This is a genomic window from Thermoactinomyces intermedius (assembly GCF_013912365.1).
Taxonomy (GTDB): Bacteria; Bacillota; Bacilli; order Thermoactinomycetales; family Thermoactinomycetaceae; genus Thermoactinomyces; species Thermoactinomyces intermedius.
In genome coordinates this window covers 1-15,551 of sequence record NZ_JACETT010000063.1, presented here as the reverse complement: position 1 = coordinate 15,551, position 15,551 = coordinate 1, and the positions used below count along the sequence as shown (strand labels likewise).

Here is a 15,551-nt window from a genome sequence, read left to right as displayed (position 1 = left end):
ACGCGGTCGGATTTTCCGGACCATGTCATTGAACCGGAAGCGAAATCGATTATACTATACAAAGATGTAAAGATTTTCTAAGGAGGATATGATCATGAATCATTTAATGACCGGCAAGAATGTTGTCATCATGGGGGTGGCGAACCAAAGGAGTTTGGCGTGGGGGGTGACCAAATCCCTGCAAGCCGCGGGGGCCAATTTGATCTTTACATACCGGAAAGAACGTTCTTATCAAAAGCTGACTTCTCTGTTGTCAGAGGCTGGAATCGATCCTTTGCTCATTGTTCCGTGTGATGTTTCCGACGATGCCAGTATTGAAAACGCCTTTTCCGAGATCAAACAAAAAGTCGGGACAATCCACGGCTTGGTTCACTCGATTGCATTTGCCGACAAGGATGAGTTGTGCGGGGAGTATGTGGAAACTTCCCGTGACGGGTACCTGATGGCGCAAGAGATGAGCGCATATTCACTGGTTGCAGTGGCCCGGGAAGCAAAAAAACTCATGCGTGACGGTGGGAGCATTGTGACGCAGTCCTATCTCGGGGCCGAGCGGGTCGTGAAAAACTATAACGTGATGGGCGTAGCCAAAGCGGCATTGGAAGCCAGCGTAAGGTATTTGGCAGAGGATCTGGGGAAATATAACATCCGGGTGAATGCCGTTTCCTCCGGGCCGATCCGGACCCTTTCCGCAAAAGGCGTTTCCGGTTTCAACGACCTGATGGGAATCATTGCCGAAAAAGCGCCGCTGAGAAGAAACGTGGATCAAAGCGAAGTCGGGGACGCCACATTATTTTTCTTAAGCCCCTTGTCCAGAGGGATTACCGGGGAAGTGCTCCATGTCGATGCGGGTTATCATATCATCGGGGTGTAAACAACTCTACGGTTCATAAGCAATCGTTTCATATCAATTAAAACCAGTTTGCGATGCAAACAATATAAAAATACCCAAATCACTCAAAGTGGAGACCAAGGGACCGGAATCGCTCACGGGAAAACCTTATCTCCAACCATGTTGATATGAAAATAAAGCAATGAACAGGTTTTTTATCACAATTTCTTCTAATCTTTTATAAGGAGAAAACCAACAAACCGGCTGTCCATCGGCACAGGGAAGCCGGTTTGTTTTTTGGAAAAAAGATTAACCGGCAGAGACTCCTCCGTCGACGATCAGGATATGTCCAGTTACATAGCCGGCTTCGTCGGAGCACAACCAAGTTACGGATCGGGCGATGTCATCCGGGTCACCGATCCGGTGGAGGGGGATTTTGGATTCATATTGGCTTGGGGTGAATCCTGTTTGCTTGAAGACCTGTTCCAGCATCGGGGTGCGAATGGCCCCCGGGCAGATGGCGTTGATCCGGATGTTGGATTGGGCATATTCCAAGGCGGCAGATTTGGTTAAACTGATCACTCCGCTTTTGCTTGCCGAATAAACGGATGCGTTTGGATGGCCATCCAAGCCGTTAATGGAAGAGATGTTTACAATGGTGCCGGATCCTTGTTTTAACATCTGGCAAATCTGATGTTTCATACAAAGCCAGATCCCCTTCAGGTTAATTGCCATGGTGAGATCAAAATCTTCTTCCGTGATGTCGGCCAGAGGGGCCAATTTCCCCCCGGTGCCCGCCGCATTGCATGCGAAATCCAAGCGTCCGAAGCGGTCCATGGTTGTTTGGATCATTTTCCGGACTTGCTTGTCTTGCGAAACGTCGGCTTGAACCGCAAGGGATTCTCCGCCCAAACCCCTGATCATTTCTTGTGTTTCCTCAATGTTCTCTTTCGTGCGCCCGACGACCACGACTTTTGCGCCTTTTTTGGCAAAAGCCAGGGAAGTTGCTCTTCCGATTCCGGAACCCCCGCCGGTCACCATGGCCACTTTTCCGGCAAATGGCTTCATCTGTTCATCCCCTTTGCTTTTTTTGTCCGGTGTGAATCATAAATTTGCAAATAAAACAAATGATTAGCAATCATAAAAATCGTTATACTGATTGTATCTTATCATGTATGAAAAAACCTGAATGAAAAAAGTACCCTTTTTGGATCCAGGAAAAAGAGCGAAACTGCCTCGTATTTATCTCACGGGAAAGAGAGGGAACGGATTTGGTGAAAGACGATTGGCATAATCCGGAGTTTGCGCTTCACTGGGATCAAACCGCTTTGGCAGGAAACCCGACCCGGAAGGAACAGAAGGACCTGCTCATTTTTCTGCTTGAGCAAAAACTTTTTTCAAACGCAACCCTTCTGGATCTGGGGATCGGTTCGGGGCAGATCGAGGAGAAATTGTTGGCCCGAAGGGCGGATATCACGGTTATCGGAGTCGATGCTTCCAAAGCGATGCTGGACTTGGCCCGGACATGGTTGGATCCGGCGCGTTGCCAATTGATTCAGCATGATATCGGCGACACCGATACACTTGCCGTTCCAATGGTGCAAGCAGTCATAATCGTTCAGACGCTTCACCACCCGCCGCATGACAAACAAAAGGCAGTGTACCGCTTCGTCCATCAACATCTTGAGCCAGGGGGCCTGTTCCTGATCATGGACCGCATCCAATTGCCGGATGAGGCTTTACATCCCGTCTGCGCGGACATGTGGGACTGGCTTGAACGGAAAACGGATCATTCCGACGGAACAACGGGGGAGGAATTTCTTAATAAATTCCAACACAAACATGATCACCCGGCAGGATTGGAAGAGCATCTTCATTGGCTGCGGGAGTCCGGATTCACCACCACATGTTTGCATTTAGCTTTAAATCGCGCCTTGTGGGTCGGGGTGAAAGTGTGAGAAAAGCATTGGAGAAGGAAGAACGAAGTACCGCATGGATTGCAGAGAAGGCATCACAGACGAACACGATGGACGAATCGATTGCCGTCGGACAGAATATCATGAATAAATTATTTGATTAAATTCAAACAAGTTTGTATTGCAAACAAACAAAACGCTTTTTTCTTTCTGCAGATTGGGTACTCATGCAACTATCGAGCCGGACGTCATCTGGAACAAGATCTGGATGTTGTTTTATTTCACAGAACGTCTGCCGGCATTGAACTGACGGAAGCCGGGGAACGTTTTTATAATCGGATTGTGCCCGTACTTGATGAGCTGAATGCGGTTCGTCAAGAGTTAAGACGATTTTGTCAAACCACGCCTGTGGCCATTGGGAGTCTGCCCAGTCTCGCGATCTATTATTTGCCGCCGAGGATCAGGGGAAACCGGTTTTCAGGCCGGTCCATGACCTTGATGATTCAAAACACCTTTTGGGAGCTGATACAATCCTTGCAGGAAGGAAGGCTGGATGCAGTCTTTGTGGATACATCCTATGTGGGGGATTCTTTGTGGAGTTGCGAATTGTTTATGGAGTCTTATTATGCGGTGTTTCCTTTGCATCATCGTTTCCGTGAGCGAAAAACGGTGCATCTTTCGGAACTTTGCGATGAACCCCTCATCGTTCATCAAGCCCCTTGTGATACAAGGAAGCATATTATCGAACAAATGGAATTGCTGGGTCGCAAGCCAAACATTATCAGTGAAGTGGCCTTTGGCGACTTTATCCTTGGAGCAGTAGCGGCAGGAATGGGAATCACGATTATTCCCGAATTGATGGCGAAAAATATTGGCCATCTCCAGCTGTTTGCTCTGCCTGTAACGGATTTCGGCAGGGAAAGGTCCATTTCGATCGCTGCCCGTCATCGTAAACTAGGAAGGCAATTATATCAATTGATATCGACTGCAAAGTGACACCGGACTGCGGGTGGGAATCTCAACATGATCAACAGGACCCATGTGAATGGGTGCTTACTTCTGGGATATGAACATTAACAAAAGAAACATGTGTGGGTTACAACAAGAAAATCAACATATATACCTCGATGATCCGAAAAGCGCTGCGGGGAAAGTGTGACTTATCATGAAGCGAAAAACGTTATCCAGAAATATATCCGCCAGTAAACTCCAATATTATATGTGGAAAGAGTTTTTAAGGTGGTGGGAGGAGAGGGGCGCCCATGGATTCTGGATGAGGGAGTAGAAGCGATGATTGAAAAAGTATCACGGACCGGAGTGTGCGAAATCGTGTTGTCAGGATTGATGAGATAGAGCTTTTTGGAAAGATAATGGCCAAGGGCCAATTCCAAAGGATGTTTGATCGTGTTCAACAATGGATTTTGTTTGAATAAGAAAAGGCCCGTGTGGGCCTTTTTTATTTATTCTCCTTTTTCTACATGCTCCAAAGTCTTTCAAATCTTCGCGAACCCACGACCCGCCATAAGCCCCAAGCCATGGTATTGTTGGGCTATCTGTATGGCCGCTTTGGGACTTATCTCGAACTTTCCCCTTTGTTTATTTTCTGCCATTTTTCCAGTTCCATATTGGGGAATTCATCTGCAGTATCGATTTGAAGCGGAGAAATTAGTTCTAAAAGGTTTCCATCAGGATCTTTAAAATAGATAGCTGCATGTGCGTGAGGAACGTTTGACAATACAAGAGGTTGTCTGTCGGGTGAAAATCCAAAGAAAGGACTCACTTCAACCCCAATCGACTGTAACCATTCTTTTGCTTTTTTAATATCCTCTACATAAAAGGCAATATGACGTAAAGAAACATGATAAGGCGTATGAACTTGTTCACATTGCCATAACCCTAACCAACTCTTGCCTTTTTGAATCCAAAAAAAAGCTAAATTTTCACTCCGGTGAGCCAATTCAAGACCTAAGTTTTCATAAAACTCAATTGAACGATCTAAATCACTGACAGGCAAATGGGCTTCATATAATCCTTGAATCATTTTGTCCCCTCCCTCAATATCCGGCATAGCCGAAGGTAATAAAAATCAGAAAAATGAGGTTACTCAATCGATAACATATTTACACACCCAGTCTTATACCCCTTTAATTATATTTTTTAAACATATTTGTTTATTAAGTGTGAAAAAGAAAAGAGAGCAACGCCATCTCTCACCCAAACATTCAAACACTCCCCGGGGAATGCCACATTCACGATCCACGTGACCATGAAGTCATCACCAGATCCTCGTTAATGAACGTCCTTAGAAGGAACAAAAAAAGCTGCCTTATTCAGGCGGAGGGGGATTTACATGATATGTTTCAGCCCATTCATGATGATCTTCAAAAAACTCCCGTACTCTTTTTTTAAACAATTCAACCACTTTATCTCTTTCATAACGAGGCTTAGGCACACCTCGCCCACTAAAAGGATCATACCAAAAATGTTCACCTAAACCCATATTTACTGACCGGTCATAGTCATCCTCCAAAAATGACTGATCATGAATACCGACTTTTCGAATAAATAATTGCTTTGCCTCTGGTGAGCTATTCGCTTCTACAATAAAGCATTGATTATGTATTGTGTCTTGATTAACTTGTTCCCCTTCTATAACCAGATAAGAAGCCATCAAAGTTTTAAACAGGATACCCTCAGTGATTAGATATCACTAAGGTGGATGACGCATATTTGAAGTATGTTGAACGATTCATTATCGAAAACGAATTGTATGATTAGCCTTCCGTAATGGAGAGATTTTTTCTTTTATAGTCGAATAAGGTGAGTGGGGGGATGAAAAAAGATGAAGAGATAAAAAAAGAAGAGATATGGTTTGGTCGCCTAGGGACCGCATATGAGCAAGCAGAAGCTAAGATCGAAAATATCACGGCCCGGAATGTGCAGGTGTCGTTTAACCAAGTTGTCCAGGTGAAAGGAATACGACTGCTTGGTGAAGTGTTGTCAAAAGGGAAATTCCGTCAGATGTTTGATCATGTTCAACAATTGAATTTGTTCAAATGAAAAAAGGCCCATCACAGGCCTTTTCTTATTTGTACAGAGGATAACCGGTTATGCAAATGTCTTCACCGAAACGCTCAACAGTCACATTTTCAAGTTCTACCGCCAAAGCCATTCGTTCAAATCCTTTTCCTGAAATAGGAGTAATACTCTCTTTCCCACCGAGCAATTTGGGAGCAATGAAGGATACCACTTTCCCAACAAGTTTGGCTTCAACCATTGACCAGTTGAGTCCACCGCCCCCCTCAAGTAAAACTGATAAAATTCCGTTTTCAGCTAAGTATTTCATGGCTTTTACCAAATCAACTTGCGGGCCGCTACCGGTACGTATAACTTTTACTCCACGATCCACAAGTTGTTTTTCTTTCTCTTCATCTGCGGCATCAGTACAAAATACCCAGGTTGGCGCTTCTTCTGTGGTCGTCACTAGTGGAGTATCCAGGGGAATACGTAAATGGCTGTCAGCAACAATACGGGTTGGATTTTTGCCTCCACCTTCGGGTAAACGCGTTGTCAGTCTCGGGCGGTCTTTTAAAACAGTTCCGATCCCGACCATGATTCCGTCATTCCAATGACGCATGTAATGAACGTCTTTTCTCGAAAGTTCATTGGTTACCCATTTACTGTCGCCGTCAGCAGTGGCGATTTTCCCATCTAAAGTCATCGCCGTTTTGAGTGTTACCAAAGGAAAACCGGTTTTTTTGTAATATTCCAAGGCTTCCTGTTTGGTTTGTTCATGTCTCATATTTAGACCCCCAATATCTACAAAGTAAATTTATATACAAACTTATAAAGATCCGTCCGACTAGTGAGTTGGCAGTATTCAACGAGCTTGCTGGAAGCATCAAATGTTTTCCGGGTGATTCTCGCAACAGGAACGCCTTCAGGCATTTCTAAAAGTTCACGTTCTTTTTCTGAAGGGTAATCAATGACAATTGTTTCTTCACAGGAAATCGGCTTTCTTCCAAAGGATTCCAGAGTTTTATATAAACTCAAGGTGGGATTCTGCTTTACTTCTTTCAGAATGCTTGCTAATTCCTCAAGCGGAAAGGAGTGGGGGATATACGATTTTGAGATCGAGACAGGGGTCCCGTCTCGTAGTTGCAAAACGTGGTATAACAGCACGGGTGGTTGCAACTCCCCACTCAATTCTTCCGGCATTGCATCTAATTGCCGGAGATCAATGTATTTTTTTGTTGCTTTGCTGTGATCTCTTCCAAATCCTCTGCGTGACGACTCAAACCGACCAAGAAGCGAGTCGGTGGATACCCCAAAGAATTCAGCGATTTTTTTAATGTTCTCAATGCTTGGTTCATAAATTCCCTTTTCCCATTTCGATACTGTGGTGTTATCAATACCAAGGTGACTCGCTAATTCTGCTTGGGTCACTTTTTTTCTTTTTCTAAGCTCCTTGAGCCTGTTCGCAAAAGCCATGCATTTCCCTCCTTCCTGTTTCCATCTCCGAGTACATCTTAATATAAAGTTGATCAAATAGCAATTTAAATTATTGACATTTGAGTAAGTATCGAATATTCTTAAATCAAGAACTTGAGCAAACATCAATTTATTGAGTCGTGACCTTCGTAAAAGCTGGATACTGAACTTTTAGTATTGAGCAAAACGCCAATCGGAGGTGGGAAGGGATGAACAAATTATTGCCTTCAAAGGCAGTGAAAATTGTGAAGATTGAAACTGGGGAGAAAACAATTTATTTTCCGCTGTCGCATTTGATTCATGCAGAAATTGAGCCAGGAAAAGTGATTTTTTCCGGATTCAGTTACGATATTTTTTCTTCTGCTAATTCAGAAAAGTATGAATAGGGGGTCGGATTTGTCGACTCCCCCCAAAAAACAAAGGAGTGATCTAGTTTAAAACTGAAAAAACTTTTAGGAGATCTGATTCCCATGTATCTGGTCCAGTTGAAGCGCGGTGACAGATGGAGTTTGAGAAAAAACCAGAAAAAGGACGTGAATTCATTAAAGGCTTATTTTTTCCCAGAGCTTGGGCAAACCCAGAATCTCACCCGAAAATTGGATATTTTTTCTCGGAGAATATCCCGGAAAAGCAAGGTGATTGTATCTATTTATTCGAGGACCGTTGTCGACTCGGAAATAACAGCATTGGACTAGAAAATCAAGAAAAAGAAACCGAAGTCGTGTCATTTATCTATAAGAATGGCCAGTTAGCCCGATCGTGCACAACCGATGAAAATGGGAGAGTGATTAGTGAGTGTTTCTGTGATGACGACCAGCTCACTTACAAATTTGATTACGATGAGCAAGGCTGGATTCGGAAAACTTTCTATGACGAAAAACAACAGGAGCGAGGCTTTTTACAATGGATAAGGTACTTTATACATTCGCTTTGCTACTTTTTTTAACGATATATGTCGCGCCTGTCGTAGTAGTGGCAAGTGTTGTTTATGATTTCATTAGACGGAAGTTATTCAAGAAATAAGAGGGAGAGAAGAGAATGGGAGCACCTGATCTCAAGGGGACGATTGCGTTTATCTCGAGCTTCGCTGATCTGTTCATGCTGTTTGCTGCTGTTGCGATTGTCATCCTAACATTTATAGCTATCTGGCAGATTGGCTTTAAAGGAAAAAAGCCTGTTAAAGTCTTTACCCAATATTTTGTTCGTATTCTCGCATTGTGGATCATCTCTTCATGCCTGATCATCATGGTTGCAGCCCAATTGATGTCCTCGTTGTGGGACAGCGTTTTATTGGTGATCGATATGGTCGGGGGCAAACTTGCAGAGGCTGCGAAAGGAGATATGTGATGGAATTAATCCAAGGACTGATGTTTTTGAGCGGTCAGTTTGCAGTGACGGTTTTTTCAGTAATCTTCGCACCGCTAGTCATACTTATCGGTTTTCGGACCAATTGGAATATATCCAGGATGTTGAAAAAAATTGCTTCAATGCTTTTAGCCTTTATCATTGTGTCTGGCTTCTTTATATCGGTTGGAAGCTATGGTCATGAGGAAGAGGCTGAACAGTGGGAAAAAGAAGTGAAGGCGTCGAAAAAATGATTTGGTATTTAATCTTCACTATTTTCGTGGCGGTGCTCGGAGCTTTCACTTTTTGGTTTAGGAAGAGAGAAAGAGTGGAAAACCAAGCGCTAACCACCAAACCGAACACAGAAGATGTTGATGAAATAGAGGACTAGCGAGGCAGGCTAGTCCTTTCTACTGAAAGGAGTGATCCTGATGAAAAACCACTCATCCCGGTTTCATTCGTCCCGAACTCAAAAAATTCCTACTTGGTTGAAAAAAGCTGGGGAGATATTGAAAACGGACGTTTTACCGGAGGTATTAGATGCTTTGTTTGAACCAAAAGAACGGAAGAAGATCGAGGAATGGTTTAAAACAGAACCACTAGATGAGAAAAAAGAGGAAAAGAAAGAGCAACCGAAGCGCGGTCGGATCGCCGGGAAAATGGTGACGGATTCCCCGAAGCATATCGCATTTGCTCGTCACAGGTCTGGAAAAATCCTCTCCTTGGTCCGGGAGGAAAATGAAGAATCGAAAGACAGTCTTTCCACTCCGATGATGGTGGTGGGAAAACAAGGAGCCGGAAAGAGCACTTTGTTCATCAACATGGCCTTGGAGTTTTTCGGGGTTCGTGCAAAGAACCGAAAAGAGTGGGAACAAATTGCCCGATCTGTCTTCTTGTTTGATGTCGCAGATGGCGTGATGTTACCGGAAATTCTGGCTTGCGTGCCAGAGTGGATCAGGGACCGGGTGGTCATCCTGAACCATGCCAATGTGGAGCGTGTTGTTCCTATTGATTGGCACGATCTCATGAAACTGTACCAGGATGACGAATCCATTGCTGCTGAGGTGGCCGAGATTGAAACCGAGCTATTGCGGAAGTTTCTCAAAGATGACACTCAAACGGTATCTATTGAAAGATTTTTCAAAAGCGCTCTTCAAGCATCATATCGTGTCGGTGAAGGAAACTTGCTTGACGCCATGAGGATTCTGAAGGATGGAGAGTATCGGGACGAACTCATGGAAAGACTCAGTGAGACTGATTTTGAGTTGGAGATTGCGATGAATCAGATTGACGAAGAGAGCGAAAAAGAAAACAGCCGAGTGCTAGAAACCATCGAAAACCGAATTGCACAATTGAGATCATACAAGCGCCTTTTCTACTCGCTCAGTCAGACAAAAGATGAAAACATCGACTTTTGGGAATGGATGAATGAACCGTATCTAGTACTAATCCACATTCCAAACTCTAAAGAGACTTTCCAAGATTTTGCTTTTACCCACTATATTATCAAGATTTGGCGTATGATGATGGCCCGTGAGATGATCCCGAATTCATGCCGCAAGGAATGTGCGGTGATCGTAGATGAAATTGATCTGATCATCAAAAACAAACCGGTTCAAAACATATTCCTACAAATGACTAAGAAACCGCGGAAGTATCGGACCAAGTTCATTTTCTCATTTCACGATTGGTCATCATTCGCGAAAGCTGGCCAACGCAAGAGTGATATTCTGAGGTCATTCAAAACAGGAATGGATATGGTTCTGTTAAAGGGAAGCGATGAAGTGTTTCAGGATTTTGAAGTAGAACTGGATCCGTTCACTGTTGAGGATTTTCACAACTTGGAGAAATACCAAGGGATCATGCGGATTACTTGCAATAAAAAGGAGTATGTATTCCGCGCGAAGCTACTTGAACCAGCTTTAATGCGGTTGTCATCGTTCTCTGTCCCTGATCTGGAGAATCAATTCGGTATGACGAAAGCATCAATTATAAAAAAAGCAAGGGAAGTTCTCTTGCCTCTGTATGCCAGAAAAGAGGCAAAATCCAAAAGAGAAAACGTGACTACAAAGGATAAAGTATTGGTATTGTTGCGTGAGACACCCGGTTTAACAACAAAGGAAATTTGCGAGGAACTTAATATTTCCCGAATGACATTCCAGCGTATAAAAAAAGAGTTGAAACTTCAAGAACAAAGAAACGGAAAAAAACTAGTGTATTTTGTCTAACTGTAACATGTAACATGGATTTCCTTTCCCGGATTTTTGCTAAGAGAAAATATCGAAGTTATATGGGTTTTCGGCTACGATGTGTAACATCATTTCACTTCGATGTTACACATCATGTTACAAGAAAGGAGAGGGAAAATGATTGAAAGTGGAGCAAAAATTATTGAGTGGATTATGATAATTTCAAATTCTATATTGATATTTTTGCTAACATATAAACTGTACCAAATTTTTTTGATTTGGATTGGTCTGGAAGTACAAAGAAATCCGGTCATTGACCGGTGGGCATGGAGACTAATTCTCATTGGATATATGTTATTGTTTTTGTGTTTTGGGTTACTGATTCTGGTTTATTATTGGGTGTTTCTTGTGCTTTTTTTGGTGATTGGATTTTTGGGGAGAAAAACATTCGCTCCTTTCGTCAATCCATTTGTTTGGATTGGGAAATATCCGTGGAAAGTGGCTACTATTCTATTAAAGGGAAAAAGAGGAATAAAAGATTAAAACTAAAGTTAATGTCTGTCTGTTCGACCGCCGCTGTAATGCTTTTATGAAGCGCAAAGGATGGAAGGTTATGCGTTTTACTTATAATGATATAAAGAAGAAAAGAACACAATCTATTGATAAAATCATAAACTACACTCATAAGAAATAAGCTGCCCTATAAAGAGAAAGGATGGCTTATTTTATTGAAAAAGCTTCTGATAGAAAATAAATTAATCATGGTATTGTATAAAGATCGTTTTATTATGAATGTTCGGATATAATTGTGTTGGAAATAATAACTAAGGAGGAGTTCTATGAAATCTATTTTGACAGTTTGGCTTGCCATAATCCTGGCGCTATCTGGTGTTACCTTTGATATGCCAACAGCCTCGGCGCTTCCTGATACTCCATCGCTGGCAGAGGCTCAAGCTGAACTTAACGCACTGACCGTTGCTCCCGAAGGATCGATGACAGGGTACTCGAGGGACAAGTTCCCACATTGGATCAATCAAGGAGACGGTTGTAACACTAGACAAGTTGTTTTAAAGCGCGATGCTGACTATTATGAGGGTGAATGCCCTGTAACCTCCGGAAAATGGTATTCCTACTACGATGGGGTTACCGCCTATTCACCATCCGAGATCGACATCGATCATGTAGTTCCCCTCGCAGAAGCATGGCGAAGCGGTGCCAATGCATGGACCCAAGAAAAGCGCCAAGCATTTGCAAATGATCTTGACAACCCCCAACTCATCGCAGTGTCTGCCAGTAGCAACCGAAGCAAGGGAGACCAGGACCCATCAACGTGGAAGCCATCAAGGGCTGGCGCACATTGTGCGTACGCTAAGTGGTGGATCCGAGTGAAATATAAATGGGGTTTGACTTTGCAATCGTCGGAAAAGACTGCACTACAAAGCATGCTCAATACTTGCTCTTATTAATTTGCAACCCGAGAAAGGAGTTACTCGGATGCAAGAAATAACATCAACATTTACTGCAACTCATGGTGTGATGACAAACGAAGTCGGTGTGATTAGTGGCGACCTCATGTTACGAACTACATGCGATGACGCCGGAACTCTTAAAATGTCTATTACATACGTCGGCGCCGAGGAGTGGTACACACTGCCAGGTAAGAACTATCGCCTGCACGATCCGCGCGACCACGAGGTTATCCACCGTATTCTCGTCAATGTTTTGGAACGTCCTTAAAAGAAAAAAAGCTGCCTTATTCAGGCAGCTTTTTTTGTGCGCAAAAACAAAAAAATTAATACTTTGACCCTAAAAATGACCCCCTGATAGGTATATTACTTATGAAGGGGGGAGATTTGGAGATTTGCAAAAAAATTTCATCCCAAATGTCTAATTTAGAACTGTGGCTTCCCATTATGTTTTAGTGAAAAGAGTTAAGGAGAGAAAAAATCATTTCCTGTTCTTCCATATTGCTTGTGAAATCATTACTAATTCAAAAAAGACGCCATAATGGGCGTCTTTTTTGAAAGGAGGAATTTAAATGAATGCAAATTTGGTGACCTGGGAGCAACTAGCAGTCATTGTCAGTATTATTTTAATGGTAATATCTATAATGAATCAGAACGGACGTAAAAGATAATGATTCCATTGACGATTCAGCAATTCATAAGATGAAATCTTGTTGTTTTTCAAAATTTGCTAACACTAATGTGGTTAGCGTTAGTGCTAGCATAAATGCTAGCATCATGGACGTTGTGCATGATGTCCAAGTGAAAATGAAAAGCGAATAATGAATGGCAAAATAGAATCTCTTAGGCGTATGTTAGTGAGCTTCTATTTTTCCTTCTGAGACGTTTTGAATCCCTATCGAGTTTAAAGAAAGGGTTTTAATTTTTGAGTTTATTTTACAACACCAAAAATGTTGCGCCGAGGGATTTGGAAAACACATGAGCTGTTTAATCAAGGTGTAGCCTATTACATGAATTTTCTGTTGCTGATACGTCAGGAAGCAGTGGGAAGTCAGAGTAAAGAAGAGATTCAGCGACAGCTGATGGACCACATCCGCCAGCGACAAAGTCGGACGGGTGAAGTCGGAGAACCCGAAGACATTTTATCTGCACTTCGAAAAATGTATGAATGTATTATAACCGGAAATGCATCTCAATCAGCAAGTACCTGGTTGGGGCGTCTTGTGGATCCCAACACTGTATCAGGAAAAGGAATATCCAAAGCAGGGAGAAAACCTCGATGGATGAAACTGAAAATGCAAGGAGACCCACGATGGGAGGAAGAGTATCAAAAGGACAAAGAAAGAAGCAATCTGATCCTTGGTTGGACATCTTAAATACTTTGGAAACCTACAGGTTACAACCAATTCTTCATTTATACACGGATACCCGCGAAGATATTCAGTGGAACCCAAAGCGACAGACCCAAGTTGTACGAAAATGGGATAAAGAAATGTTCCAACAAGCAATGACTTTTATTGGAGTTCTAAAAAACTGTCAGCTCAAACAACAACCGAAAAAAAGATTTTTTGCCGCATATGAGCGGCGAATGCATGATACTGTGACCCACCCTCTTTTTCAATACAAAATTAATTACCGAAGGACTCTTGATTTGGAAGTTCGTCTACTGGCCAGATTTCTCGAGGGGGGAAGAAAAGTTACTAAAAGACATTTCTTCATAGTAAAAGATGGTAAACAATATAAATATGAGTGATATGGGGGGCTTTAATTATGAAGTGGTACAAAAATATAAATGAAGATGCCAAAGTTGCTTTTGTATTAACTTTGACAGAAAAACTTTCAGATCAAACGAAAAACTACGATTGGTATGATCGGATCAAAAGAGTGGTGGATATGTGCTGGGATTGGGTTAAAAATAGAAAATATAGTGCTGTGGACATTTATGACGTGTTTGCTGATGAAGATGAAGCACTGGTTTTCATTGAGCACTATCCGGGAGTGGTTGATAATCCTGCATTACTATCTCTATTCTTCTGCATATTTGATGGCATCTGTTATGCTATATGGAAAGCCTATCAATTAGAGAAAGATTATTTCCCACAATTGCTTGAAAGCGAAAGTGATCAATCCATCGAGATCTTTATGGAAAAAATCGTAAAAGTAAACGGCTACCAAGAAGAATGGGCAGATCGTTTAAAACAATACCTATTGGAAAATTATCCGGCAGGCAGTGATAGGAAAATTAAGAGAGAAGAATTGTTGAGGTTGATTGCATAAAAAAATGATTAAGTGGAAACATTTCCGCTATATTTGGCGTAATATATGAAGGGGATTTTCCCCTTTTAATCGTCCCAATTGTTCAGAAGCAATTGAGTAAAAGACTTTTTGATGATTTCCAAAGCCGATACTCTGAAATCATCAAACCCTTTCCCATGGCCATTTTTGGCTGTGGGATTCTTTATTTTGTTAAAGCACAGTTCATTTCACAGTTCAAACCACAGTTACACAGACAACATTATAAATAAATAACTATAAAAAGAAAAATATAAATAATTAAGGCTAAAAAACAAAATGTTTTTTAGCCTTGAATCAAGGTGTATTTAACAAGTCTTTTTATAAGAAATCAATCACAGAGAGAAAAGAGTTAAAATAAAAATTCTTCATTCATTCAACTTTTCTGCTGTGAGAATCTTCAATTCAAAAAATATCAGTCAGAGTTTCGCCAGCAAAGAAGGCGGCCACCTGTACGAAGTTGACACAATGGCATTTTCGTTCACTGTGAAAGTGGCGTGCCGGGAGATTGACTAAAGAAAAAGGAGGTTATCGTATGAAAAAATTAGACGAGAGACAAAGCCGGTTCATTGAATCCAGTTTAGAATAAAAAAAGACCGTCCGATATGGACGGTCTTTTTTATGCATGCAAAAATACATGCTGATCCAATATTAAAGTTCCCTGGTATTTTTCATAACCACTCGACATTTGAATTTCAAGAGGTTTCGGTGGTTATCTGGACTTTCCTCACCATATGCTTGGGCAATAATTAAAAGCCCTTTGCGAGGATTTGCCGAAGCGCAAGAAGCCCTTCAACGAATGTTTGAAGAACGTTATTGTTAACCAAATATTGTAAATAAACAAAATAAGGGGATTTTCCCTTTCCACACAAGAGACTGAATATTCAGTCTCTTGTGTGAAGGAAACCGGTTCCCTATCCATTCCAAATCCATTTCAGAGATACCCTATCTATCTTACATTACACAAAATTCTTGACGGTACCATTGTAAACTTTGTATATTATGTATATAGTGTATATGTAAT

The 15,551-nt window shown here is 42.0% G+C and carries 19 protein-coding genes and 1 pseudogene; 15 read left to right on the top strand and 5 right to left on the bottom strand.

What is annotated here, in order from left to right:
- The first annotated feature begins 94 nt into the window (after positions 1 to 94).
- Positions 95 to 871: an enoyl-ACP reductase FabI gene (gene fabI, locus H1R82_RS13325; RefSeq protein ID WP_181732885.1), complete on the top strand. Its 777-nt coding sequence runs from the start codon at positions 95 to 97 to the stop codon at positions 869 to 871.
- 267 nt (positions 872 to 1,138) lie between these two features.
- Here fabI and H1R82_RS13320 read toward each other — a convergent pair whose 3' ends face one another.
- Positions 1,139 to 1,897 carry a glucose 1-dehydrogenase gene (locus tag H1R82_RS13320; RefSeq protein ID WP_181732886.1) on the bottom strand — a complete coding sequence of 253 codons (759 nt, stop codon included), beginning with the start codon at positions 1,895 to 1,897 and terminating at the stop codon, positions 1,139 to 1,141.
- Between the two features lie 206 nt (positions 1,898 to 2,103).
- Here H1R82_RS13320 and H1R82_RS13315 point away from each other — a divergent pair, with 206 nt between their 5' ends.
- From H1R82_RS13315 to H1R82_RS13310, 3 genes are read left to right on the top strand one after another with little or no spacing between them, the layout of a single operon-like run.
- Complete coding sequence (locus H1R82_RS13315) at positions 2,104 to 2,787, top strand: class I SAM-dependent methyltransferase (RefSeq protein WP_181732887.1); 684 nt, start codon at positions 2,104 to 2,106, stop codon at positions 2,785 to 2,787.
- Positions 2,784 to 2,909, top strand: coding sequence for a hypothetical protein (locus tag H1R82_RS14755; protein ID WP_255516909.1), 126 nt, complete (start codon positions 2,784 to 2,786; stop codon positions 2,907 to 2,909). Before H1R82_RS13315 ends, H1R82_RS14755 begins: the two co-directional genes overlap by 4 nt.
- On the top strand, positions 2,902 to 3,741 hold the full coding sequence (locus H1R82_RS13310) for a LysR family transcriptional regulator (RefSeq protein ID WP_220215073.1): 840 nt from the start codon (positions 2,902 to 2,904) through the stop codon (positions 3,739 to 3,741). Before H1R82_RS14755 ends, H1R82_RS13310 begins: the two co-directional genes overlap by 8 nt.
- Before the next feature lie 577 nt (positions 3,742 to 4,318).
- Here the strand turns inward: H1R82_RS13310 and H1R82_RS13305 are convergent.
- Together H1R82_RS13305 and H1R82_RS13300 are read right to left on the bottom strand one after the other, a co-directional pair.
- Complete coding sequence (locus H1R82_RS13305) at positions 4,319 to 4,786, bottom strand: VOC family protein (protein ID WP_181732888.1); 468 nt, start codon at positions 4,784 to 4,786, stop codon at positions 4,319 to 4,321.
- 285 nt (positions 4,787 to 5,071) lie between these two features.
- Positions 5,072 to 5,416, bottom strand: coding sequence for a hypothetical protein (locus tag H1R82_RS13300; protein ID WP_181732889.1), 345 nt, complete (start codon positions 5,414 to 5,416; stop codon positions 5,072 to 5,074).
- A 161-nt stretch (positions 5,417 to 5,577) separates the two neighbouring features.
- On the opposite strand from H1R82_RS13300, the gene H1R82_RS13295 reads away from it, so the two are divergent.
- The gene (locus tag H1R82_RS13295; RefSeq protein WP_181732890.1) at positions 5,578 to 5,805 is read left to right on the top strand and encodes a hypothetical protein; all 228 of its coding nucleotides are present in this window, start codon (positions 5,578 to 5,580) and stop codon (positions 5,803 to 5,805) included.
- Between the two features lie 25 nt (positions 5,806 to 5,830).
- Here H1R82_RS13295 and ribD read toward each other — a convergent pair whose 3' ends face one another.
- Positions 5,831 to 6,547 carry a bifunctional diaminohydroxyphosphoribosylaminopyrimidine deaminase/5-amino-6-(5-phosphoribosylamino)uracil reductase RibD gene (gene ribD, locus H1R82_RS13290; RefSeq protein WP_181732891.1) on the bottom strand — a complete coding sequence of 239 codons (717 nt, stop codon included), beginning with the start codon at positions 6,545 to 6,547 and terminating at the stop codon, positions 5,831 to 5,833.
- Between the two features lie 17 nt (positions 6,548 to 6,564).
- A complete protein-coding gene (locus tag H1R82_RS13285) occupies positions 6,565 to 7,236 on the bottom strand; it encodes a helix-turn-helix domain-containing protein (protein WP_181732892.1) in 672 nt (223 codons plus the stop codon).
- Positions 7,237 to 7,445: 209 nt separating this feature from the next.
- On the opposite strand from H1R82_RS13285, the gene H1R82_RS13280 reads away from it, so the two are divergent.
- The 10 genes and pseudogenes from H1R82_RS13280 (at position 7,446) to H1R82_RS13235 (ending at position 14,512) form a co-directional block, all read left to right on the top strand.
- Positions 7,446 to 7,622 (top strand): hypothetical protein, encoded by a 177-nt coding sequence (locus H1R82_RS13280; protein WP_181732893.1) that lies wholly within the window; start codon positions 7,446 to 7,448, stop codon positions 7,620 to 7,622.
- A gap of 116 nt (positions 7,623 to 7,738) precedes the next feature.
- Entirely contained in the window at positions 7,739 to 8,182 is a 444-nt protein-coding gene (locus H1R82_RS13275) for a hypothetical protein (RefSeq protein ID WP_181732894.1), read from the top strand.
- A gap of 92 nt (positions 8,183 to 8,274) precedes the next feature.
- Positions 8,275 to 8,583, top strand: a complete 309-nt coding sequence (locus tag H1R82_RS13270; protein ID WP_181732895.1) for a hypothetical protein — start codon at positions 8,275 to 8,277, stop codon at positions 8,581 to 8,583.
- A complete protein-coding gene (locus H1R82_RS13265; protein WP_181732896.1) occupies positions 8,583 to 8,834 on the top strand; it encodes a hypothetical protein in 252 nt (83 codons plus the stop codon). Before H1R82_RS13270 ends, H1R82_RS13265 begins: the two co-directional genes overlap by 1 nt.
- A 177-nt stretch (positions 8,835 to 9,011) precedes the next feature.
- The gene (locus tag H1R82_RS13260) at positions 9,012 to 10,808 is read left to right on the top strand and encodes a helix-turn-helix domain-containing protein (RefSeq protein ID WP_181732897.1); all 1,797 of its coding nucleotides are present in this window, start codon (positions 9,012 to 9,014) and stop codon (positions 10,806 to 10,808) included.
- Between the two features lie 138 nt (positions 10,809 to 10,946).
- Positions 10,947 to 11,312, top strand: a complete 366-nt coding sequence (locus H1R82_RS13255; RefSeq protein ID WP_181732898.1) for a hypothetical protein — start codon at positions 10,947 to 10,949, stop codon at positions 11,310 to 11,312.
- Between the two features lie 296 nt (positions 11,313 to 11,608).
- On the top strand, positions 11,609 to 12,235 hold the full coding sequence (locus H1R82_RS13250) for an HNH endonuclease family protein (RefSeq protein WP_181732899.1): 627 nt from the start codon (positions 11,609 to 11,611) through the stop codon (positions 12,233 to 12,235).
- 28 nt (positions 12,236 to 12,263) lie between these two features.
- On the top strand, positions 12,264 to 12,506 hold the full coding sequence (locus tag H1R82_RS13245; protein ID WP_181732900.1) for a hypothetical protein: 243 nt from the start codon (positions 12,264 to 12,266) through the stop codon (positions 12,504 to 12,506).
- Positions 12,507 to 13,185: 679 nt separating this feature from the next.
- Positions 13,186 to 13,988 (top strand): annotated as a pseudogene (locus tag H1R82_RS14960) (hypothetical protein).
- A gap of 17 nt (positions 13,989 to 14,005) precedes the next feature.
- Positions 14,006 to 14,512 carry an Imm6 family immunity protein gene (locus H1R82_RS13235; RefSeq protein ID WP_181732902.1) on the top strand — a complete coding sequence of 169 codons (507 nt, stop codon included), beginning with the start codon at positions 14,006 to 14,008 and terminating at the stop codon, positions 14,510 to 14,512.
- The last annotated feature ends 1,039 nt before the right edge of the window (positions 14,513 to 15,551 follow it).